The 24164-nt window shown below is 36.3% G+C and carries 22 protein-coding genes and 1 tRNA gene; 2 read left to right on the top strand and 21 right to left on the bottom strand.

Translation table 11 applies throughout. The features are described from left to right. Positions 1–7 precede the first annotated feature (7 nt). Positions 8–78: transfer RNA gene (locus SFC32_RS02270), tRNA-Cys, on the bottom strand. Between the two features lie 146 nt (positions 79–224). Between SFC32_RS02270 and SFC32_RS02265 the strand changes: the two genes are divergently transcribed. Next, positions 225–1178, top strand: coding sequence for a S66 peptidase family protein (locus SFC32_RS02265; RefSeq protein ID WP_411049440.1), 954 nt, complete (start codon positions 225–227; stop codon positions 1176–1178). A 133-nt stretch (positions 1179–1311) separates the two neighbouring features. Here SFC32_RS02265 and SFC32_RS02260 read toward each other — a convergent pair whose 3' ends face one another. The 13 genes from SFC32_RS02260 to SFC32_RS02200 form a co-directional block, all read right to left on the bottom strand. After that, on the bottom strand, positions 1312–1833 hold the full coding sequence (locus tag SFC32_RS02260) for a transporter (protein ID WP_411049441.1): 522 nt from the start codon (positions 1831–1833) through the stop codon (positions 1312–1314). Further along, positions 1823–2197: a hypothetical protein gene (locus tag SFC32_RS02255; protein ID WP_411050222.1), complete on the bottom strand. Its 375-nt coding sequence runs from the start codon at positions 2195–2197 to the stop codon at positions 1823–1825. Before SFC32_RS02255 ends, SFC32_RS02260 begins: the two co-directional genes overlap by 11 nt. Then, positions 2190–2465, bottom strand: coding sequence for a hypothetical protein (locus SFC32_RS02250; RefSeq protein WP_074626771.1), 276 nt, complete (start codon positions 2463–2465; stop codon positions 2190–2192). Before SFC32_RS02250 ends, SFC32_RS02255 begins: the two co-directional genes overlap by 8 nt. Next, the gene (locus tag SFC32_RS02245) at positions 2452–3645 is read right to left on the bottom strand and encodes a hypothetical protein (RefSeq protein WP_411049442.1); all 1194 of its coding nucleotides are present in this window, start codon (positions 3643–3645) and stop codon (positions 2452–2454) included. The genes SFC32_RS02250 and SFC32_RS02245 overlap by 14 nt, the downstream gene beginning before the upstream one ends. A 106-nt stretch (positions 3646–3751) precedes the next feature. Further along, positions 3752–4480 (bottom strand): ATP-binding cassette domain-containing protein, encoded by a 729-nt coding sequence (locus SFC32_RS02240; protein WP_411049443.1) that lies wholly within the window; start codon positions 4478–4480, stop codon positions 3752–3754. 49 nt (positions 4481–4529) lie between these two features. After that, a complete protein-coding gene (locus SFC32_RS02235; protein WP_015695792.1) occupies positions 4530–4745 on the bottom strand; it encodes a hypothetical protein in 216 nt (71 codons plus the stop codon). 550 nt (positions 4746–5295) lie between these two features. After that, positions 5296–6168: a helix-turn-helix domain-containing protein gene (locus SFC32_RS02230; RefSeq protein WP_258255134.1), complete on the bottom strand. Its 873-nt coding sequence runs from the start codon at positions 6166–6168 to the stop codon at positions 5296–5298. A 230-nt stretch (positions 6169–6398) separates the two neighbouring features. Next, positions 6399–8294 carry a M13 family metallopeptidase gene (locus SFC32_RS02225; RefSeq protein WP_411049444.1) on the bottom strand — a complete coding sequence of 632 codons (1896 nt, stop codon included), beginning with the start codon at positions 8292–8294 and terminating at the stop codon, positions 6399–6401. Positions 8295–8458: 164 nt separating this feature from the next. Next, positions 8459–9286, bottom strand: a complete 828-nt coding sequence (locus tag SFC32_RS02220) for a class C sortase (RefSeq protein ID WP_411049445.1) — start codon at positions 9284–9286, stop codon at positions 8459–8461. Positions 9287–9428: 142 nt separating this feature from the next. Then, entirely contained in the window at positions 9429–10925 is a 1497-nt protein-coding gene (locus SFC32_RS02215; protein ID WP_411049446.1) for an isopeptide-forming domain-containing fimbrial protein, read from the bottom strand. Between the two features lie 126 nt (positions 10926–11051). After that, on the bottom strand, positions 11052–15614 hold the full coding sequence (locus SFC32_RS02210) for a SpaA isopeptide-forming pilin-related protein (RefSeq protein WP_411049447.1): 4563 nt from the start codon (positions 15612–15614) through the stop codon (positions 11052–11054). A gap of 36 nt (positions 15615–15650) precedes the next feature. Further along, entirely contained in the window at positions 15651–16265 is a 615-nt protein-coding gene (lepB, locus tag SFC32_RS02205) for a signal peptidase I (RefSeq protein ID WP_074564621.1), read from the bottom strand. A gap of 17 nt (positions 16266–16282) precedes the next feature. Then, positions 16283–16561, bottom strand: coding sequence for a hypothetical protein (locus tag SFC32_RS02200; RefSeq protein WP_039696147.1), 279 nt, complete (start codon positions 16559–16561; stop codon positions 16283–16285). Between the two features lie 410 nt (positions 16562–16971). Between SFC32_RS02200 and SFC32_RS02195 the strand changes: the two genes are divergently transcribed. Continuing rightward, entirely contained in the window at positions 16972–17583 is a 612-nt protein-coding gene (locus tag SFC32_RS02195) for a TetR/AcrR family transcriptional regulator (protein WP_074564623.1), read from the top strand. A 623-nt stretch (positions 17584–18206) separates the two neighbouring features. On the opposite strand, the gene nrdG is transcribed toward SFC32_RS02195, so the two are convergent. The 7 genes from nrdG to SFC32_RS02160 form a co-directional block, all read right to left on the bottom strand. Continuing rightward, positions 18207–18821: an anaerobic ribonucleoside-triphosphate reductase activating protein gene (gene nrdG, locus SFC32_RS02190; protein ID WP_039696145.1), complete on the bottom strand. Its 615-nt coding sequence runs from the start codon at positions 18819–18821 to the stop codon at positions 18207–18209. A gap of 39 nt (positions 18822–18860) precedes the next feature. Then, positions 18861–19367 carry a GNAT family N-acetyltransferase gene (locus SFC32_RS02185; RefSeq protein ID WP_093815703.1) on the bottom strand — a complete coding sequence of 169 codons (507 nt, stop codon included), beginning with the start codon at positions 19365–19367 and terminating at the stop codon, positions 18861–18863. 11 nt (positions 19368–19378) lie between these two features. Further along, positions 19379–19525 (bottom strand): hypothetical protein, encoded by a 147-nt coding sequence (locus SFC32_RS02180; protein WP_006531408.1) that lies wholly within the window; start codon positions 19523–19525, stop codon positions 19379–19381. Between the two features lie 116 nt (positions 19526–19641). Continuing rightward, positions 19642–21867, bottom strand: coding sequence for an anaerobic ribonucleoside-triphosphate reductase (gene nrdD, locus SFC32_RS02175; protein WP_411049448.1), 2226 nt, complete (start codon positions 21865–21867; stop codon positions 19642–19644). 100 nt (positions 21868–21967) lie between these two features. After that, entirely contained in the window at positions 21968–23542 is a 1575-nt protein-coding gene (locus SFC32_RS02170) for a DUF2079 domain-containing protein (RefSeq protein WP_411049449.1), read from the bottom strand. A gap of 42 nt (positions 23543–23584) precedes the next feature. Then, the gene (locus SFC32_RS02165) at positions 23585–23713 is read right to left on the bottom strand and encodes a hypothetical protein (RefSeq protein ID WP_267887989.1); all 129 of its coding nucleotides are present in this window, start codon (positions 23711–23713) and stop codon (positions 23585–23587) included. A 125-nt stretch (positions 23714–23838) separates the two neighbouring features. Then, positions 23839–24156, bottom strand: coding sequence for a DUF1292 domain-containing protein (locus SFC32_RS02160; RefSeq protein WP_006531413.1), 318 nt, complete (start codon positions 24154–24156; stop codon positions 23839–23841). Between the last annotated feature and the right edge of the window lie 8 nt (positions 24157–24164).

Genomic DNA, 24164 nt, shown 5'->3' with positions numbered 1-24164 from the left:
ATTATGAAGGCGGTAGACGGATTTGAACCGACGATCAAGCTTTTGCAGAGCCGTGCCTTACCACTTGGCTATACCGCCATAACAGATAATATTTTACCCTAAAATAATAAGCTCGTCAAGCCTAATTCGTGAAATTATAGTAGACGATTTCAGAAATTTAGAAAATATAGCTTTGACATTTCTTTAGTCTGTGATAGAATACTAAAAATATTTGGAGGTGTTTTATGAAAAAACTAAGTCCTAACAGTCATATTCGTATCCTTAGTCCGTCATCTTCTATTGCTCGCTTAGGCGGAGTTGAAGCCAATCTTTCTGCCAAAGAAACCTTAGAAAATCTGGGATTTCGTGTGTCATTTTCAGAACATTATTTAGAATCTGATATGCTCTATTCTTCTTCAATCAAGAGCCGTGTTGCTGATTTGCACGCTGCTTTTGCTGATGACTCTGTTGATGCCATTCTGGCTACGATTGGTGGTTTTAATTCTAACGAACTGTTGCCCTATCTTGACTACGACTTAATTGCCAAACACCCTAAAATCATCTGTGGGTATTCGGATTCGACAGCTTTTTTGAATGCTATTTTTGCTAAAACTGGAAACCTCACTTACATGGGACCATCATATTCTAGTTTTAAAATGAAAGAAGGTCAAGATTACCAGAGCAAGGCTTGGTTAAATGCCATGACAAAATCAGCTTATGACCTTGTTCCAAGTCAAGAGTGGTCAAGCGACCCTTGGTATGACCCAACACAACCACGTCATTTTATGCCAACAGAATGGAAAATTTACAACGCAGGGAAAGCTTCTGGCACCATTATTGGTGGAAATTTGTCTACTTTTGGACTTCTTCGCGGGACACCTTACGCCCCTCAAGTCAACGATTATGTCCTTTTCTTAGAAGAGGCAGAAGAAGATGACTATCATGATTTTGACCGCAATTTAGCAGCCATTTTACAAGCTTACCCCAATCCAAAAGCAGTGCTTATCGGACGCTTCCCAAAGGAATGCCAAATGACACCCGAAATATTAACCTATATCCTAGACAAGCACCCACTTCTTAAAACCATTCCTGTCATGTATGACCTTGATTTTGCCCACACTCAGCCACTCTTTACTATCACTATCGGCGCCCAAGCAAGCATTGACACTGATGAATTATCTATCCATATCAAGGAATAAAACTCCCCTGTAATGAATCACAATTCAGAAAACTAAAGAAGTTACAATAAAAAATAGAATAGTTGATGTTAAAAACCTCAATTCAAAAATACGCCCTTTCGTTTTAAAACGAAGTGGCGTATTTATTTATCTTTCAGCTTTGACTAAAGGCAATCATTTTGTCTAGGATTTTAACCAGACGTTTTTCTTGATTTTTAGTCATTTTATCTTTAGTGGCATCATGGTCATCGACCGTACCAACGTGAACTTTAACATCTCCTGAACTATTAATTGCAACGACAAAAGGAACGTATAATTTGTCTTCTTTGGTATAAGTTTGAGAGAATTTTTTCACGATAGCATTGTCAGAGTCACTATAATGTTTACCTCGAACATCGACTGTATAGGCTTTACCATGGTCTGCTTGTAATTCCTTGTCTAAGACAGGCAATAACTCAACACACCACGGACAGGTTGGAAAGCCAAAATAATACATGCCTTGTTCTTTAGCTTCTAAGCGACTAACCACATCATCTGGATTATCTTTAACCAGCTGAGCCGTTTCATCAACATAAGCACTTGTTCCGTTTAATTTATTGGTAACGATATAACCACCACCAAAAATAATCGCAAACAAAATGATAAAGAGACCAAGTTTCATTTTTTTATTTTTCACTATTTTTCTCCTTTTGAATTAGCTGAACAATTGACAGTAAAATCACCTCGCCATCTGCTGTGAATGGTAAGAGGTTAAACAGATTCATTAGACAAGTTACCTTCAATACGAGGGTGTAGTAATTTAGAGGGATTAAAATGCCAATTAAAGTTAACAGAAATGGGGATATAAAAGCAATTAAGAAATTGTCTAAGGGACAGTTTTGATTTCTATACTCCACTTGAAAAGCCAGAACACCAACGTGTTTAAAACACGCTTGGTAATGCAGTGCTCGTGCCACCAAGTAATGCAATATCTCATGTAATCCGACCGCAGCATAAACTGACAAAATCGCAATAACAACTAAACTAAACAACTCAATCATGTTTCGTTTCGCTGAATTTATCAGTGAGATAAGTTAGAGCACAGACAAGGCAAAAATAAATGATAAATGCAATTAATGTTTGCCAAGACAAGCCAAATGTTGTGGAAATCTTGTGCTCAGTAATTTTGTTATCAATGGTGATGCCTAACAAAGTTTTTACTGAAGCTGACGATCCGCCAAGCTGAAATAATTTCCAAAGGCTTGTAAACACAACTAAGGCAGCGTAGGTCACTACACTAATCCCTAGACAACGACTAAAATCTTTCATATCTTAACCTCCTAAGAAGACTATAGTGAATACCTGCTAATAGGATAATAACTATCAAACCCATGCTTGCGTTTTTCACAACAAGCGTGACTAAGATAAAAATAATCCCTAATAAAAACATTGACGTAGTCTCATTGAGATTTCCGCGTGATTTTGGAAAAAGATAGCCCAGCATCAAAGCAGATTGAGCAAAAGCAACTGACACCATCACTTGGTTAATAGTGGCTAAATGAAAGGCAAAGCAAATCAATAAAGGTATTTCCAACAATACAAGAAGCAAATACTGACCAAAGTATTCTTCCCATACTGTAATCCGCAGGAGATTATACTGATGTCGGAAATCCTCTGTGCTATCGCCATGTGAAAGTAATAATAAGCCATTAAACGCAAGCAATGTTGGTAAGACTGCCAGAACTGCTTTTACACCACTCTGATAAGCCATAATGCCAAGAACAATCACAGGAAAAATCAAATAATACCAATTTGTTTTATAACGAAAGGTGACTTTATCAAGAACAGGTACCTTAATAAAGCGACTGCGACTAGTAACTAAAGTATCAGCCAAAGGCAAATGCAAAAGCAAATAAACAGCGACAACTAGACAGCACAAACTCCCAAGGAATGCTCCTAGAATCAACTCATGAATGGAAAATGGAGAAGAAGCTAATCGTGATTCTAATGCATAACGCCATTGAAAGAAATAAGCCAAACTAGTTATTAAAATAAGATTTGCTAGGAGTAGTTTAATCACAAGCAAGTGTTTTATCTGATTTTGCAAAAGCCTATCTAGCCCTAAAGATAAGCATTCTAAGCTGATGATAACAAGAAAGAATGAAAAATGTTGACTAAGGAAAAACAAGCCAAAATCTCCCACAGAAGTTGTAACCAACTTGATAGCAGGCGTTGCAATGATCATGACTAATTCATAAATCCCAACCATTAACAACAAACGGAACAAAGAGTAAGCCCTTTGAATATCACGCTTTCGAAATGGTAAAGCTTTAACGAAATACAAAGACGTCTTGTCCAAAGCCAAGGTTGCCTCGACGAAAAGGAAGGACAAGCAACCCAAGACAAATGTATTGCTGAAATAGCTAAAAAAGATTTGTTTCTGCCCAGTTTCCAAAATAGCAAGAGGAACATTTGTTCTGATGGATGATATTTTTGCCAGCTCTTTCATGTTGTAGAGATAATACAAAATATAAAGCAGGCATAGGAAAGTGACAAAGGAACGTCTTACCCATTTTGATTTGAAAATCGGGCGATTTAAGAAACCTTTCAAAGCATTATTCAGAAACATTGTCATCAAAAGTTGCGTATCTTTGAATGAACGTGATTTTATCATGAACAGACTCCGTGCGTAACACCTCTGCTTCCAATTGACTAGCATCGCCAGTAAAAGGAACTAATTTCCCATTAGACATCAAAAAGATATGGTCACAAAAGTGATTGATTATGGTCATATTATGTGAAATTAAGACAAAACTACGATGATCAAGTAAAGCCTGAAATAGTTTTACTGTAATCAAAGTGGTTTCAAAATCCAAACCATTAAAAACTTCATCTCCCAAAACATAAGGAGCATTTGATAAGACAGCAGCGATAATTTGAACTTTCTTTTTCATCCCAAAAGAATAAGATTCTAAAAGCTGATTCTTAGCTTCCTTCAAATCATATAATTCAAAGAAAGAGTCGACCTTATCAAGGTCTGCATTTGGATAACGCGCCAAAACGAATTGAATGTATTCATTTCCTGTCATGTAATCCGGAAGATAAAAATCAGATGGAATGTAAAAGACTTGCTCCTTGAAGGCATCAGATTGATTATGGTGACTGTCAATCCAAATCTCGCCTTCACTCGGGCGTTTCAAACCAACGACACAATCTAGAAATGTCGTCTTTCCACTACCATTAATACCAACAATAACACTCACTTGTCTTTCAGGAAAAGTCACTGAAATATCATTTAAAACCAAGCGCTTATATGTTTTAGATAAGTGTTCAATCTTAATCATAAATTCCTTATTCTAACAACTTCTCTTAAGAAGAAAGAGAAGAGAAATATTATTTAGTACAGTTAAATGTTACATGAATAACATCAGGAACACCTAACTTGATTCCGCCAGCAAAGTTTCCTGATTGTGACGTACAGTAAGCCGCATAACCAATAACTGCAATGACAGAAACAAGAGCGCAAACTGCCCAAACCCACTTAACAGTTACTTTTGAAGCATATTTAGCTTGCAAAGCAACCAAGTAGTTATCCATAAATCCTAACATAATCTTATGTTTTCCTTTCAACTTTTTAAAAATAAGAGGACAAAAAATGCCCATACAAATGGCAAATCACTCTTATCTATCAGGTGTTCTTTTTCGAAAAATAATTACCGATAACGTAAACTATTTAAACAGATTACACTATCATCATATCATCCAAAAGTTAAGATTTCTGAAAATTGTATATTTGCTTAACAAAAAAAGTTTATTTGCGTATTTGCAAATAAACCGATTTTAATATTTTCGCTGATACAATGAAGACATAACATTAAGGAGGATACTACTAATGCTTAAACTAACCCTTAAACCATTACTTAAAACAGTCGTTCTGGTACTTCCATTCTTTGTATATTACCCGTAAAACCCATTCAAAATAATCAATCAGCCCCAAGTAATAACATTCATCCCTTCCCCTGCCCTAATAAATGTTGTTACTCACAAAACTTATGAATAATACGTAATATATAAAATTTGGAGGATACTTATTATGTTCACATTGAAAAAAACTGCTAAAGAATTGACAAAATTTGCTTTAATCTGTCCCGTACTCCCTCTAATCGTTTTGTGTTTTTAATATCCTAGACAGATTCACTTTCAAGAAAGCAACCATCGTAGGGTTTCCAATTTCTTCTACACAGTCAATAAAGTGCTCTAATTCCGATATATCTTTAGAGTCACTTTCGATATGCGCGATTATTTTCTTTAAAAACTTTACAAAAGTCATCGCAAACATATCTTGATAGTTGATTATTTTCTCTAAAGCCTCAATAAAGTAATTCGCTTGATAAATTTTACGATAGCCAATTAACAACAAAATAAGATTTAAAAAAACAACTTCTGCATTTTTCTTGTGACTTGGCAATGATAAATAAACTTTATCTCTATCTACAAAAGCTTTTCCCAAAAAAATTAAATCCGACTCAGATAAGATAGACATAGTATTTCCAAAAACAAGTAACTCATACTCAGTCCATTCTTCAATCTCATAAAGATATGTAGTCAAAAAATTTTTTTCTTCATCACTAATTACATAAGTTGGATCAAGAGCATAAATTGATGTTTTTATAATTAATTCATTTAGTCTATTATAAACATCAAAAGCTTCAGATTCTTTTTCTTCGTCTAGTAGTTCATAGAGACCTTTTAAATCTTGTTGGTTATATAATTTAGAAATTGTGTTTATCAAATAAAATAATTTCGGTTCTTGATAGTTGTTAATCGCATGTCCAAATTCTGAGAAGGTCATGTGGATACCTGAGATGGCGATTAAGAGTTTATCTGCGGCAAGCATGGATTGGCCATTTTCAAAACGTGAGAGTTGAGATACCGAAAGGTTTTCTCGTGCAACGTCTTTTAGTTTCAAACCACGCGCAATTCGCAGTTCGCGGTAAAGTTCACCCAATTGCATTGATTTTTCGAGTTTCATACAGTCTCCTTTTTTGAATCTATGATTTTCAAATTCTCCCAGCAAGAAAGGTCTTTAGCTGTTATCCCAAACAACTTAGAAAAATCATAGTCTATATTTCTATTTTAAAAATCTAGGTATATTCTAGGTATACTAATGTTTATTGTATCACATTTTTAAAAAAGGAATAGCAAAAAACAAGAACTTGGTTTAACCAAGTTCTTGTTTCTAACAATTTTCTGGATAATAACTTACCAAATAATCACACGATTTTCTGGTGCACGCCACATTGGGTCACCTGCTTTGATGTCAAATTCTTCATGGAAGTCATCAAAGTTTGGCAATGTGACATTGGTACGAAGTTTGGCTGGCGCGTGCACATCAATGCTTGCTAGCATTTGCATGTATTCATCACGCGCCTTCATGCGCCAAATGGTTGCAAAGTTGATAAAGAAATCTCGTGCTGAGAAATCGTCATCTTGTTTCGCAGCCTCAAGCGCACAAGCCACACCACCAAGGTCAGCCACATTTTCAGAGACTGTCAATTTACCATTGACCTTAGCGCCATAAGAATCTAGCCCATCAAATTGTTCAACGATTTTATCGGTACGTTCCGTGAAGGCTTTGTAATCTGCTTCTGTCCACCAGTTGTTTAGGCTACCATTTTCATCAAATGAAGCACCGTTGGTATCAAAGGCATGTGAAATTTCGTGAGCAATGACTGCTCCGATACCACCATAGTTAGCTGATGAGCTTTGCTCCAAGCTGTAAAATGGTGCTTGTAAAATAGCCGCTGGGAAGACAATTTGGTTTTGTTGTGGGTCGTAATAAGCATTGACCATGTGTGCTGGCATATGCCATTCACTACGATCAACCGGTTTATTCCATTTACTCCAGCTGTGAGCGATAGAAATTTTAGCCAGATTTCGCGCATTTTCAACGAGTGACAAAGACTCGTCAATGATTTTTTTCGCATAAGTTTCTGGTAATTTTTCCGGATAACCAATGTGAGGAGTAATAACGTTCAACTTAACAATAGCTTTCTCACGTGTTTCTGTGGCTAACCAATCTGCGGATGCGAGACGTTTCTTGTAAACATCAATCATCGTTGCAACCTTATGCACTACGTCAGCTTTTGCTTCAGGTGAGAATTTTTGACCTGCATACCAAAGACCAAGAGCTTGGCTATACGCACCAGATGCTAGATAATAAGCTGCTTTCTTCTTATCCATGGCTTGTGGTGTTCCTGAAAGAGCACGACTGTAAGTCCCTGAAAGCACTCGAATCTCATCTGTCAAATAGCTGTTGTAGCTTGTCGCTGCTGAAATAATCAAATCTGCTTTAAGCAATTCCCAGTTCTTTTCAGAATAATATTCTGCCGCAAATTCTTTCCAAAAACGTTCTTCTGGAACAATGACTTTGTCAGGAATTTCCCCAAGAATTTGTGTAAAAATGCTATCCAAAGGAAGTTCTGGTGCTAATTTTGTAAAATCAGCCCAGTCATAAGGATGATAAAGTTTAACATACTCAGATGATTCTTCACGTGACAAGACATATTTAGCCAACTTGGCATCAAGTTCAATTGTTTTATCTAGCAAATCTTTAATTTCTTCTGCTGAGAAATCAAATTTTGCTAGCAATTCTTCTTGCATCTGACGCCATGTCGCTAACAATTCTTTACCTTTATCGTTGTCTTCAGCGTAATAAGTTGTATCAGGCAAAATTGTTCCCGGTGCGTCTGCCCACAAAACATTAAGCTGCGCATTCATAAAATCTGGCGCCACACCAAATGGAAATTCATTTGGTTTTCCAGCCATTTCAAAATCCGCAATTTGTCCGGCAAAATCCGCAAAAGAAGCCAATTTCTTATATTCTTCAATCAAAGGAAGAACTGGTGCTACACCAACAGCTTCACGGTTTTCATAGTCTGATGTCATGCGGTGGAATTTAACAAAATTTTGCAAAATGCTATCGTCTGGAAGATTTTTACCAGCCAACCACTCATCTGTGGTTGCTAACATTAAGTCTTCAATCTCATCAGCTAAATCTGAAAAACCACCAGTACGCGGTTTATCATCAGGAATGATAGCTGTCTTTTCCCATTCGCCATTGACGGCTTCATAAAAATCATCTTGGTATCGAGTCATAGGAATCTCCTTCTAATCTGTTAAGAACATTCTATCAAAAATTCAGAAGAATAACAGTTACAAGGATTTTCAAAGACAAAATATCCAAGCTCTGCTATTATCGCCCAAACAAAAAAATCCAAAAGTCAGCCTATCTCTAAGCCAACTTTTGGATAACTCACAACTTAGTATCGCAGTTTACGATAAACGGTAATCACCAACAAAAGCAAAATGAAGATAAAGATTGCTAAAATTGGTGCGACTAGCAACGGTTCAACACGACTAGCCTCAGAAATCACACGCGCATTCTTAATTTTATTTGGAATGCGGTGACCACGCACCAAGAGACGGTGACTATTAACACCATAAGGCGTACACGTCACCAAGGTCACATAATCTTGATTTGGGTCAATGGCTAGCGCTGAGACATCATCTGGCAAGACCGTCAGAATTTGGTCAACTTCATAAGTCAAGGTTTCATCTAAGACTTGAATCATGAAAGTATCACCATCAACCAAACGATCGATGTCTGTAAAGAGCTTAGCCGATGGCAAACCACGGTGACCTGAAATCACAGCGTGTGTTCCCTTGCCACCAACCGGTAATGACGTTCCAGGAATATGCCCAACGGCTACCTGCAAAATCGCATCATCCGTACCGTGGTAGATTGGCAAAGTCGTGTTAATCTTTGGAATTTCGACATAAGCCATAATTCCTGTACCAGTCACATCAAGGGTTTTATTATAAACAGACTTCTCAGCATTTGATAAATTCAAATCAGGCATAATGCCCTTTGCTAAGGTCTGATTATAAGCCTTGGCATCTGCTAACATCTTATCTTTCTTATCTTGACTCATGTCCTGAACATTTTGGACATAGCCAGCCACAGCTTCTGATTGGTGAAATGAATTCCAATAATCGCTAACTGTCGGATACAACAAGAGGGACAGCCCGATTATTAAGATAAAAATAAGTGAATTTGTCAAAAAATTTTCTTTGAACTTTTTCAACATACTAAAGAGCTCTCCCCACCGTTGCAAGAGTAAAGGGAGTAGAAAGAAAGCTTAATGCTACTTGCCACTCCCTTTGTCAGATTAACAAGGTTAATCAATTATCAATGCTTGCTAACCCAACGTTTACAAACTAATCTTATGCTTATTTAGCAGCATCCATACGTTTTTTAGTGATAAGAAGAATAGCTGCTACAAGAACAAGGATTGAACCAACAACGTAAAGGATTGTTGTACCCATACCACCAGTTGATGGAAGAAGTGAACCTTTACGGTTGACGATACCAGCAGTCAATGAACCGTCAGCTTTGTTAGCATCAAATTCTGCTACACCTGATGTGACATCACCTGAAAGTTTAGTCAATTGAGGGTCATCTGATTTAACATCGTATTCAGCGTTGATTGTGAATTCGATTGGTTTGATTGTGTTGTAACCATCTGGTGTTTTTGATTCTTCGAGGATATAATCACCGGCATCTAGACCTTTGAAAGTGAATGATGTTCCTTCAGCATTTTTAACTACATCTACATTTTTAGTTGAACCGTCTTTGTTTTTCTTAACAAGAGTGAATTCTGCACCTGACAAAGCTTTACCATCTTGGTCAACTTTGTTAATGATTGTTTGGTAAGTGAAAACTTTTACAGTATCTTTTGGAGTTTTACCAGTATCAGCTGGTTTAGATGTACCGTCACCAGTATCGTTAGGGTTGTTTGAGTATGTCAATTCAACGCTGTTTGGGTTACCTGCTGAACCAAGAACAGCTTTATCATTAAGAGTTGCGTTGTATTCTACAACAACTTGGTTCTCGTCTTGAGTAATATTAGCAACAGCTTTCACATCAGTAATTACAATAGAAAGTACAGTTTTACCATCTTTTTCTGTTCTAGTGACTTGGTATTGATCTTTTGTCAAAGTTGTACCATCTGCTGTTACTTTTGTGATTTCTTTAAATGTCAAACCAGCAGACAAAGTATCTGTAAATTCTACATAGTAGTGATTATAATCATCAACACGTTTTTTAGGTAATTCTGCTGTCAATTGGAATGGAACAGTATCACCCATATCATAGTCAGCAGCATCTTGCCATTCAGAGTTTGAATTTTCTTTTACTTTCTTTTCAACAGTTGGAACGTCATTTTTGACTTCAACAGATTCAGCACCAGTTACTTGCATCATAAAGCGAGTATAAGCTCCATTTTTACTATCTTGTGACCCATCTTTATCTTTTACCAAGTAATAACCAGGGGCATCTACTGTAAGCTCAACTGTATCACTAGTACTTTCTTCAGATGTAGCTGCAGTTGCAAGATGTTTGCTAGCTTCCTTTGCGAAATCTTTTGCAGTTTCTGAATCAAATGCTTGACCTGATAATTTTTCAGCAATTTTAGCGGCATCAGATTCACCGTCGTATGTGAAGCCATTTTCATTTACACCAGAACCCCAGTGAATATTTGAAAGTGTCGGTGTCTTTGCACCGTCTTCTTTATAGAGATCACCACCAAAAATTTGGTAAGCTTCATAAGTGTGATCTTTTGATACATTATTAATTGTAATAGTATATTCATCAGCGAATGCATTCCCACCAACGAATGCGAAGAGTGTAGCAACAAAAGCTGCTAAGAGCAATTTAAACTTCTTCATTATAAAATCCTTTTCCTTCTTTCTTTTTTTGAAAACTAAATTGTGTAAACTCCTAAAGCGAAGTTATACCCTAAATCTTTACAGTAGTGAATCAGGCACCACCACCTTTACCATAATCTCTTATCATCAGGAGTCACCTCCTGCTTGATATGTTTTGTAAGCTTTCAGGATTATCAATCCTGTAGTAAGTAGGACGAGAGCCGCACCAAGTACATAGTGCATCTTCACGCCACTACCACCAGTCTCAGGCAATTCATATTGCTTCTGAGCTTTATTTTTAATGGTAATATGACCATCCTCAGAATCCGTCGCCATAACAATCGGATTTTTCGAACTATCAGGACCATTTGAATAACTAGTATCATAGCCAGAAACGGGCGTTTCACGAACATAGTATTTATAATCTACTTCATTACCCGAAGCATTTTTACCAGAAACAGGCAATCCCTTGTACGTTCGAGTCCAATCATCATCGTGAGTCAATGTCTCACCTGATTTATAGACTGTCTCAGTAGAATTGCCTTGACTATCAGTCGCAACTTGAATCAAGTCGTAAGTGATTGAGCCATCAGAACGCTCGGTTTTGCTATCGTCAGCTCTTAGCCATTCTTTCTTAACGGTTAAGTTCGTTTGCTTGATTTTTTTATTCGGAACCAAATCAAGTCCAGGGTCATTTGACAAATCTTTGACCTTCCCTTTAAGTTCAATTGGGACAAAATCTAAATTTGTATTAACTTTACTATAAGTAAAGTAGTACTTAGTAGGATTTTTAGGATCTTCATATCCCGCAGGAGCCTTGGTCTCTACAACATAGTAAACAGCTTCATATTGATATTTTTGTTTACTATCAGAATTAGTAATGTGAATTTCACCATTCTTATCAGTTGTATAAGTGGCTATAGCTTTTTTATCATTACCGTATTGATAAACTTTGAACTCAGCTCCTGGTAGTGTGATACCAAAGTTTTTTTCATCAACTTTAGTCAAGGTATAAGTCCCTTTAGAATAAACATTACCACCACCAGATTGTTCGAGGTATTGATAATTAGTTGTCGTTTCTGACGTTCCTTTATTAACACCTTCTAATTTTGCAGTGTTCTTTGCTTCTAACCAAGAACCATCACTAGCATCACTAATTTGGTAGTTGTACTTCAAAGTATAATGACCAGAGTCTGGCAAGGTTACTGTTATAATACCATATCGAGTATGAGTAGGATAGTCTTTTAATTGAGCAACATCTTTATAGGTCCAAGACCATGCAGAATTTGGAACAACATTACCATTAGCATCATAGAGAACCACTGAACTTTGAAGTAGTGTATAAGTAACATGCTCTTTGTAATACTCAATCGTATCTGTCAAAGTTAATGTATCTGATCCACTCGCTAAATCTTCAGCTTGGGAATTAATATCTACAGAATAATTCAGCACATGGGTATAACCAACCGAATCCGTATTAACCGATCCCTTACCTGAAGTGTCATAGTTTTGGTTATTAGTTTCACCAGTTTGAACCTTACTAATCTTTGTAGAATCACTACCTTCAGATGGCGATCCTGGATTATCTTTCCCAATTGTGACAATTTGTGTTTGGTCATCAGAATCATAAGCTTTTCCATCTACAGAAACTGTAACGGTATTAATCAAATTAGCCGTTACTTTTTTCCCAACTTCTGGAACATTATTGTAAGTTGTCGTAACAGTTATCCAGAAGTCTTTATCACCCGCAATATTATTAACAAGTGTATCACTATTAGTAGACTTAAAGTCCAAAATGATTTTGTTACCTGAAATTTTACCAGACAAACTGATATTTTTAGTTCCCCAGCTATCATCGCCACCAGTAATTTTACCGCCTTTTAGCGATGCTGTAACTAAACCATTATACTTACCATATGTTAAACCTGTTAACGATACACCATCTGGTAACGTATCAGTGATAGTCATACTTTTCGCATTTAGTGCACTTGCAAGGTTGACTTTGATTTTCCAAGTAACAATACCATCTTCACTAGTTTTAGTCGTTGTTCCTGGATTACCATCGCCATCCATTTTAAGAACTTTTGGAGAAAAGTCTGCTGAGGCTGAAGAACCTTCTGAAGTAATTTCATTACTTACAATCTGCCTATTATCAAATTTAGCTGTAGAGTCGTATTGGAAAGAAACCTCTTTTTGACTTGACGTAAAATCTTTAGTCAATTCAATTTGGAATTCTGAATAATGAGTACTATCGTCTAATTTTTTATAATCAGTATATGGACCATAGTTAGGCTGACGCGCCTCTAAAGTGAAACTTTTTTCACCAAATACTTTTACAAGATTTTGATACAAAACCTTTAATTGTGCTTTTGTATACCAGTGATGTTTAAAATTTTGGTTATACGGATCTTTCAAATAATCTCTAAACTTAGTTTTGTCACCGTTAGCATCAACTGCCTTAATCACACCACTAGATGGCATCGTTATTGTTACCTTCCAAGTAATAATCTTAGTATCAGAATCTAATCCATCTTTTTCACCAACAACCGACTTGCTCAAACCACCTGTGTTTGAACCTGTTCCCGACTCAGAGCCTGAACCCGAACTTGAACCAGGAACTGTCACTGTTTCTTCATCCGAAGTCTGGTCGCCATCATCATCTAGAATAGCATTATTTCTGATCTGATTTTGTCCCCACTCTAAGTTAGTTGCCTTTGTGGTATAAGTGATAACATATGATTTTGTATTTGATTTCTTACCTTTTTGCCCACTGAAACGAATGTAGGCAACCTTGCTGAAATCCTTTATATTATCATCCAACTGTTTATTATTGGAATCATAATAACGGAAAGTTCCTGATGCACTGCTACCGTCTTTCAAGGCAACCGTTATTGATGTTGCATCCTTAAAGAAATCATCCTTCAAAGTGGCACCACCAATGTCGTTCCCGTCAGGGTTAACTGTAATCGTCCAAGTAATTAATCCAGTTTTATCATCATATTTACCAGTTTTCTTAATGTCATTCAATTTCAAAGTAACTTCACTAGAACTACTCTTAGATACTTTATCATTGTCATTAGTCTTAGAAGTAGCTGTCACTTTATTTTTTACTGAAACCATAGAACCAACTTTAAGTCCTGATAATTTATAGCGATAGGTAATTGTGTAGAAATGACCAATTGCCTGACCATTTGAGGCAATACCACCAGATGTTAACTGCGGTAAATTCAATGACCACTTTCCTTTTGATTTATCAAATTTAGGTGTGGCAGAAACATCCTCAGTTTTTGTCACATTACTAGAACTTCCAGTATAAGTTGATTTTTTAACTGAGATACTATCGACACTATCAATAGCTATTCCAAGTCCCATTAGTGAAGAAAAATCAGAAATAGCATCACTGACACTAATGGTTGATGGCGTTCCATTTAAAGAATCAACTGTAACTGTATAAGTAATGTAAGGAGTATCTCCTTCATACCTTAATTCACTTTTCTTCTTGGTATTGATATCATAATTCTTTTCGATATTTTGTTCAGTAATAGTTACATGCACCCTATCAGAAAAGTCTGCAACATAATCACCGTTATCATTCTTCGCAATACTTTTCAACGTCATGTCATAATATAAATCACCATCAATTGATGTTCCAGGTGCTAATTTATGAACATAATCATCATTGAAATGTATTAACATATAGTATCTTCCTTTTTCATCTTGATGGAAGTGGAAAGTACCTGCTTTATTTCCTGAATGGTCTAAAACATTATACTCTTCAGATGTGTTCACAATAACACTTTCAGGAAGACTTAAATAATAATCATTTCTCTTAACTAAATCTGCCTGACTTAAATTTGTAAAATCCAAAGTTAATTTCGTTGTCACTTGATTTGTTGCCAAATCCAACTTAGTAGAATTAGTATCAAAACTATAGTTTGTCAAATACCCTGAAAAGTCAGCGTAGGTTACACCTGCTAAGGTGTAAGTTGAGAAGGTATTAGACTTGAAATCAACACTTTCGACGGCTCCGTCACCAGTTTCTTTAATGTCTGTATCTGTTGATTCAGTCAAATCTTGAACCTGATTGACATCGTTATCCACAAAGTGATACAACTTCCAACCAGCTTGTTTGTCATCGCTTGTGGATAAGTCATTCTTAAAGGCCATTGAAACTTTAACATCTTTACTTGGTTCAACTTCCTTGCCACCATCAGTGACAAATGAAATATCATAAGAATGTGCTTGCGACAAGCTTTGCTTGCTTTCGCTTAAAAGCGATGTTAACTTGTTATCAATGGCAGTCGTGTCAGAAACAGGCTTTACCTTTAATTGAACTGGCTCTGTAAAGGTATCTCCCTCATAAGAGACCGTTACCGTCACATCTGACGTTTCAGCAGTCAAAGTACCTGCTTGTGACATATCCTTTTTTTCTTGACTTGACTCAGTCGGACTGGCTTGTGAAGAAGCTTCTGTCTGGCTATTTTCTTTTTGGGAATCATTCGTCGTGGACTCAACCTGAGATGAAGCACCATCTGAGGATTGAAAAACAGACGAACTATTTCCCGTACTAATTGTTAGGGCTGGTAATATTAGTAAATATGTCGTACAAAAGACAACGACTAGAGATAGCACCAAAGCAATCTTTGCAATGATACTATCTCGGACTCGCTTTTTTACTAAAATTGCTAACCTTGCCCATAGCTTTAACATCCAAACTCCTTTCTAAACATAATTTTTGTTAACTCTCTAATCGATTGACCCCATACGGTTAAGTGGCCAAATTCTTAAGCTTAGTTTCCCAACTAACTGTTCACTGTCTACTGGGCCGACAGCTTTATTACGTGAATCGACTGAAACCTCACGGTGGTCCCCCATCACAAAGTACTTTCCATCTGGTACTTGATAAGGTAACTCGATATTGGTTTCTCCATAATTTTTTTCACCTCTTTGTAGGTAAGGCTCATTAATCTTTTTCCCATCAACAAAGACATTACCTTTTTTGTCAATGTTGACCCACTGTCCTGATGTGGCAATAACACGTTTAACCAAAACTTTATTGTTATAATAAAAAGCTACCACATCACCTTGTTTCAAATTCTTTTTACTAACAGAAACAACCATGTCTCCAGCTTTCAAAGTAGGAGTCATCGAATTTCCATAGATTTGCAAAACAGGTAACCAAATTGTCGCAACCAATACAGCCAAAGCTGCTACGGTTACTAGGGTGAAAACAGTGCTACGTAAGGTGCGCATGTAGCGCTCACGATACTTAATTTTTCCTAACTCTTTTGAAAGCTCCTCAGCTTTCGGTAAGTCAGCTAAGGCAATTTTCTCTGATTTTTTCTCAAATAGTGGTTTCATTTAAAAAGCTTAACCCCTTATGCCTCATCCTCAGTATTCTTTTTTGCATCCGCCATACGTTTGACGTTATAAAGATACGTGTCTGCCGCCGCCTGAGCTTCTTCAAAAACTTTACTAATTGCCAAGGCTGCTTCAGCGATGGAACCCGCATCAGTGACTTCTAGCTCACGACGCTCAAGTTTACCTTCAAGTTCTTTTACTTGATCTTGAAGCTCTTCAATTTCTTTAGCTTGCTCTACAAGCAGCTCAAACAAATCTGAACGACGAAGTTTTCTTAATTGTTTAGCATCAAGCACGTTAGAACCTCCTTCTTAGTATTTGTTTTCACATAAAACTCACATAATTTTAAATGTATATTTATTCTAATTTTGAAAAAATAAAGACTAGATAAACATTTTTTCATTTTGTCGTTTTATATATCTAGGCGTTTTGAAGAACATTATAATATTTTTTCGCGATTTTGAAAAGGGATTTTGTACAAGTGATACTTTTTTTAAGATTTTGTTTCCTAGTTCTAATTTTCTTAATATTTCGTCCTCTATCATTGTTAGGAAAGCTAACAATGATAAATATCTAAAGTCAAATATTGTTAATTTCGTAGGATTGATGTAGCTTAATTTTTAGCTTTATGTTACAATGCTAAATTGATTAGGTATAATTTTTGGTCTTTTCAGAAATATTACATCATTCAAGTAGAGGATTGTTTATGACAAATTTATCAAAAAAACACCAACAAGTTTTAGAAACTAAACACCGTTTATCAAAAGCACTTTATCTACTGATTACTGAACGACATTATGACAAAATCACTATCTATCAAATCTTAGACAAGGCCACTATCTCACGTCGAACATTTTATCGCTACTTTGATGATAAAGCTGATTTAATGGATTTCTGTCTAGAAAACTTTGTCAGAGGATATTATCTTCAACGAGATAATTTTATCTTGGCGAAAAAACCTGAAGATGTATTCTTAGTTACTTTGAATTTTATGTATGAAAACAAAGCCTTTATTTCATCACTTGTTGAAAGTGGGCACTTTTCATTACTAACAGAAAAATTCAATCAAAAATCTGCTCAAATCTATAAAACCATCAATCTGCCATGGTGTGTTGATGATACTGTAGATAGCAACATCGATTACATTTCCAAAGGTTTATTCGGTGCTTATCTTAACATCCTACAATTTTGGCTAAGTAAAGACGAGCCTGAAGAACCCGAACTCATTGCAAAAAACTTATCCCTTCTTTTTAATTCTATCCCTAGTTACTTCAATGCCCCTTCAGAAGAACATATAAAGATAAGAAATAAAAGATAGGGATATTTATTTTCTGAAATTTTCGTAATCATGCCTATAACTACATTTCTTGACACCTTTTTACCATAAAGTTGACAAGAAAAACGCTAACATTGACAGATTTACCGTTTCCATTTTCCTATAAGTTGACACTATGCCATTGTTAGTTGACAAGAATTCAATTTTTAGTTAGCTAAACAATCAATAATAGTATTAACTTATTCATAGTTTAAAAGGAAATCGTTCAGTAAAACTTACTTGATAAACTATTCTTTATTTTGTGTTCCCGTTTATAATAAGTCTCTTTGGAGATCTTAAATAGATAAAAGTCGGTAAAAACTTCTTTTTGCCGGCTTTTTTACATGAAATTTTCATATCATTTAAGCCTATTTTATTAAAAATGGTAAAATATCTTGAAAATTCGCTTATTTTTACACAATTTACACAGAGTTATTCACAAGTTGTGGATAAGTGTGGTTATATACTGGGGATAACTTGTGTATAAGCTAAGAACAAATGCCTTTATATCAAGCTTTGAGAGCTATCCACATTTTTGGAAAACTTGCTGTTAATAACTTCTATTTTTAGGTTATTTTGGGCAAAAAAAGGAGCCAATTCTTGAAAATCAGCTTCTTTTTCCACATTTATAGTAAGTCATCACGACTAACTTGTTCAAATTTTTGATCGCCATCATTTAATTTATCCCAAATCACAACTTTTCCGGCTTTCAAAGATTTCTGAACATCAATGATACGTTGGTTAGATGACCCACGGAATTGTAGCATCAAGTTTTTCTTAGTGATATCAAAGCGACCATCTACCAAAATATCAATTAGGCTTAGCATTTCTAGTTTATCTGGTGTTTCTTGCATCATTTCTTCCCAAGTATATCCAGTCCAAGACCAAATATCTTTTTCAGGAAGTTCACGGCGCACGCGCTTAATTAATGGCAAGAGAAAACCTGTGTTTAAGAAAGGTTCACCACCAAGAAGCGTCAAGCCTTGAACATAAGGCTGCGCCAGGTCAGCCATAATTTGCTCTTCTAACTCTTTCGTGTAAGGTTGCCCTGCCTTAAATGACCAAGTTGCAGCATTATAACACCCTTTACAGTGAAACATACAACCTGATACATAAAGGGAGTTACGAACTCCTTCACCATCAACAAAGTTAAAGGCTTTATAGTCGATAACGCGACCTTGACTTAATTCTTCTGACTTCCATTCACCAGGCTTGGGAGTATTCCAATTTTTTTCTTCCATCCTAGCCTTCTTTCTACCTTTTTATTTCTATTATACTGATTAATCAGTCTCCAAAGTTATCCAGTAACGCTCAACAGCTTCTAAAACATCTTCAAGCTGGCCACCATTGGCTAATATTACCTTACGACTACCTTCATTGTCATCATGACATGTGACCAAAGCTTTGGTGATATTCTTCTTCTTCGCTTCTAATAATCCTAAGCGTAGCTGTTCTTTAGCATATCCTTTACGACGTTCAGATGGACGGATAGAATACCCAATATGTCCACCTTGCTTCAAAAGATTCTCATTTAAGCGTAAGCGCAAATGCAAAAATCCTAAAGCCCTGCCATCATCAGAAAAAGACACAAACTGAACGGCTGGAACAAAGTTGGCAGGAACATTAATCCCCATCTCACTCAGGCGATTGCTTTCAAGCCAATCCTCGTAATCAAAGTTATCCACATCCCAGAAACCACCATCGTGGGCAGACTGGCTCATTTCAAACTCTTTCATCATCTCAATAACGGCTGCTTTATCTGATAATTCAGGTCTTCGTAATTGCATAAGCTTACCTCTTATTTACTTTTTTTCTTCGCTTTTTCCAAAAATTGTGCTTTCAATTCATTGACACGCGCTTTTTTATTACCTTTAGCAGTTGAATGTTTTTCATGAAAACGCTCAACTTGTTGCATGCCTTTATAATCTAATTGGTATTTTCCCACGATTTTTTCCTTTCTTCAAGTTTTTTATCAATATAATAAAGAAGCTGGGACAAGCGTCTCCAGCTTCAATATGTCATGAAACTGTCTAAACCATAATTATTGGTTAACGAGTCTTATTAACAACTCTTATCTTTGTGCATGTGGTAGTCACCAGGGTTTTTAATTGTTGATCCATTCATGTGTTTAACACGAGCAGAAATTTCTTTGTGACGACCATTAACCATTGGACGAGCTTGAGGGTTACCAAGGTATCCACAAGTACGTTTAACAACATCTACTGATTTTGGATCGCTGTTGCCACAGTTTGGACAAACAAATCCACGTTCTGTTGGTGTGAAGTCTCCTTCAAAACCACATTTATAACAACGGTCGATTGGTGTATTTGTACCAAGGTATCCGACACGTGTATAAGCATAATCCCAAACAGCTTCTAGAGCTTTTGGATTTTGTTGAAGAACTGGGTATTCACAGTAGTGAATGAAACCACCAGTTGCACCAGCTTCTGGGTAAACTTTTTCAAAGTCCAATTTTTCAAATGGTGTTGGATTCTTACGTACATCATAGTGGAATGAGTTTGTGTAGTATTCTTTATCTGTAATATCTTTAACAATACCGAATTTCTTAGTATCAAGACGGCAGAAGCGGTCTGTCAAACTTTCAGATGGTGTTGAATAGATTGAGAAATGATAATCGTATTCATCTGACCATTTAACACAGTAATCTTTCATCTTACGGATAATGTCAACTGTGAATTCTTTAGCTTCTGGGTTAGTTTCCCACTCTGGTCCGAAGAAGACTGTTCCGACTTCGTAAAGACCGATGTAACCAAGTGATACTGTGGCACGACGGTGACGGAAAAGTTCATCAACGTTATCGTATTTACCAAGACGTTTTCCAAAAGCACCATATTGGTAAAGGATTGGAGCATTTGCTGGAGTAGCTTCTTTAACGCGTTCAACACGGTAAACAAGCGCATCTTTACAAATTCCCATACGTTCGTTGAAAAGTTCCCAGAATTTATCCATATCACCATATGATTCCATAGCAATACGTGGAAGGTTGACTGTAACAACTCCAAGGTTCATACGTCCTGAGTTGACTTCAACGCCATTTTCATCTTTCCACCCTTGAAGGAATGAACGACATCCCATTGGCGCTTTAAATGAACCAGTCAATTCAATGATTTTATCGTATGAAAGCACATCTGGATACATACGTTTTGTTGCACATTCCAAAGCTAATTGTTTGATATCGTAGTTGGGTGTACCTTCTTCAAGGTTAAGACCACTCTTCAATGTGAAGATTAGTTTGGGGAAGATAGCTGTACGGTGTTCGCTACCAAGACCTTGGATACGAATTTTAAGAATAGCTTTTTGAATTTCACGTTCAAACCAGTTTGTACCAAGACCAAAACCAAGTGATGTAAATGGTGTTTGTCCATTTGATGTGAACAAAGTATTGATTTCGTATTCAAGACTTTGCATCGCATCGTAGATATCTTTTTTCGTTTTTGTACGTGCGTAGTCTTCGCGGCGTTCTTCAGCAACCCATTCCTCAGCATCTTTTAAGTGCTTTTTGTAGTTAAGTTCAGCATATGGTGCCAAGAATTCATCGATACGGTCTGCTGTACATCCACCGTATTGGCTTGAGGCAACGTTAGCAATGATTTGTGAAATTTGTGCTGTTGCTGTTTGGATTGATTTTGGACTTTCAACTTCAGCATTACCAATCTTAAAGCCGTTACCCAACATTCCCTTGAAGTCAATCAAACAACAGTTTGTCATTGGAGTATATGGGCTGTAATCAAGGTCGTGGAAATGAATATCACCTTTTTGGTGAGCATTGGCAACATGAGCTGGCAACATTTTAAGACCGATTGATTTACCAACGATACCTGCAGTCAAGTCACGTTGTGTATTGAAGACTTCACTATCCTTGTTAGCGTTTTCATTAACGACAGTTTGATCTTTGTTCAAAAGTTTATCAATCGAAAAGTTGATATCTGTCGCTTGAGAGCGTGCAAAATCGCGTTTTGTACGATAATTAATATATTCTTGAGCAATTGCGTATTCATTAGCTTCTAAAAGTTCATGCTCAACGATATTTTGAATTTCATAAATTTTGACGTTGTCTTTGAAGCGATCAAAAATTTCAGCGATGATATTATCTGAAATAGTTTCCAATTTTGCTTCAACAACTGGTGACATTTTTGTCACATTATTGCTTGCTTTAACCAAAGCATTATAAATTTTATCTGAATCAAAGTTTACAGAACGTCCATCGCGTTTGATAACTTTTACAGTAGGTTGTGCAGCAATTTTTTCTTTTTCTAATGTAATCATATGAACACTCCTTCTTACTCGTCTATTATAACACGGGACAAAAAAAAATCAATATCTTGTGGTCACTTTTTTTGTCGACCACAAGATATTGCGTTTTTCTTTATTTTTTATGATAGACGGTAAAGCCTGTAATACCGCCGATTTGGACCTCTTCATAGTTAGAAGAAAAATTATTTTTAAGTGAATCAGAAATTTTTTGGTCCTTATTGACCACAATATATGACCCCATATTTTGTAGCAATTCATCTTCTAAAACTTTTTCATTAGCAGATTTAGCAGTATTCACAACTGGAGATGTAAATTGTGAACTACTTGCTAGCTTACTATTGATTCCAATTTTAGATGAGTCATCCCAAACGTAGACAGTATCATCTTTAGTCGCATTTTTGGCAAGATAAGTTGCAATGATACCACGTTCACTATTGGCATTAGCAGATAAAACAGTGTGCACCAAAGGCTGCCCAATACCAAAGACAAGCACTAAAATTGGTAAATAGAAGTGACGTTTAAGATATAAACCAAAAATTCCAGCATTGTCTGATGCTTTTCTGCGACGGTGTGATGTTTTAGTCAAACTACGTTGATATTGTTCACCCAAAACGATAGCAGTCAACACCAAACCAAAAGGCAGTGCTGCCAATAAGTTATAGAATTGATAACTTTGTGTAAATAAATCAATCGCAAAGAAGACGATAAAGACTAGTAAAATAAGCCATTTAGCTACTTTATCTTCACCTTTGACAACTTTTCCAAATGACACCGCACCAAGCAAAAGCCCTGATGCCAAAGCCAGTACAAGTTGGAACAACAATGTCAAAATCAAATTACCGTCACTTACTGCAAAATTAGTAAATTGGTAAACAATAGCTTGTGTAATATAAGGTGACAATACTTGCGCATTCAAGATAAAGTATCCAGCTGTGTAAAAGACTAAAATAGTCCCGAAAATGATACACAACAATTGGTAAAAACCACGCGCAAAATGTCTTTGTTTCAAATTAAAGACGATAATTGTTAGGAAAGAAAGCGCCCAGAACACCAAAGTACGTGGTTCTAGAAGCATAGCTGCAGCGCCCGCAAATCCATATAAAATAAAAGCTTCATCCTTGATAATATCAGCAAAATATTTTGTTAAGAACCACAATGAGACCATAACAAAAGGCATTGCAAATTGGATCGGATACAAACCACCAAAACCAAGGGCAACATTAAGTAGATAAAAAGCCCCACTAAATGCCACTGCCACACGTTGGCTGTTGGTGAAATAGTTAACCAATTTATAGAAATAAATTCCTGATAAATAGAAAGTAACGATTTGAATTGGAACCAACCACAACGTTGAACCAAGGTAATAAGCCAAGGCGATCACTGCATAATACAAGAAACCACCTGTCGCAAACATGTCTGTAAATGGAAGATGTTCTTGCGTAAACATTAATCCAATATAAAGATTTTGTGATTGTAGGCTATTTGCCATGTCTGTAAACATTGGCACGGCTACTGATAAGCAGCTCACTACAACACTCAATAACAAAATATAAAGTTTATGAGGTTGAGGCACCTTTGTTCGTCTAGAAGGTTCTAGATGGCTGCTAACTTCACCGATTTTACGAGATGAACGACTGTATGATGGCACAGCGGTCTGATCTACATTTGCTTGTTCTGATGTATTCACTTATTCTCTCCTTGAATTGTCATACTCTAAGTATAACAAAAACTAATCATTAGTCAATTTACTAAGGATAGCACAGTAAGCTAAAAGTTCCCTAAAACGGTGACGGCGCTTGGATTGGTAGCGTTTTAGGAAATCCTTTTCTTCTTTACTTAAACGACTATTTTTGTCCATAAAATACCCTCCTTTATTTTACTTATTCGTAAAATAAAAAAAGCCACTTTTGGGCTTTCTTAGTACAGAGTTCAACACTAACAAAAAAGAGGCTAGGAATACTCCTAACCTCTCATCGTACAAACTTAGTCTTCATCCAAGAAGCTGTTGAAGACTTCTTCAATCATATCCCATTCAGCATCTGAATCTTCAGGGATTGGTTGAAGGTCACCTTCAGTACCATCTTCATTTTCAGTGAATGAGTAAGCTTGAATTTCAATTTGACCTTGTTCGTCTTCTTCAGCACCTGCTGGTACCAAAAGAACATAGTTTTTACCAAATTCTTCGCGACCGTCGATCGTCAAAAGAATTTCAAAAAGAGTTTCATTTCCTTGTTCGTCTACAAGTGTAATAACTTCATGCTCGTGATCATGGTTATGATCGTGGTTATGGTTATGTGCCATAATAGTCT

Origin of the sequence: Streptococcus sp. TATVAM-FAB8 (assembly GCF_046592795.1) — a bacterium.
Taxonomy (GTDB): Bacteria; Bacillota; Bacilli; order Lactobacillales; family Streptococcaceae; genus Streptococcus; species Streptococcus ruminicola.
The sequence above is the reverse complement of the archived record's forward strand: the minus strand, read 5'-3'. Positions and strand labels throughout refer to the sequence as shown.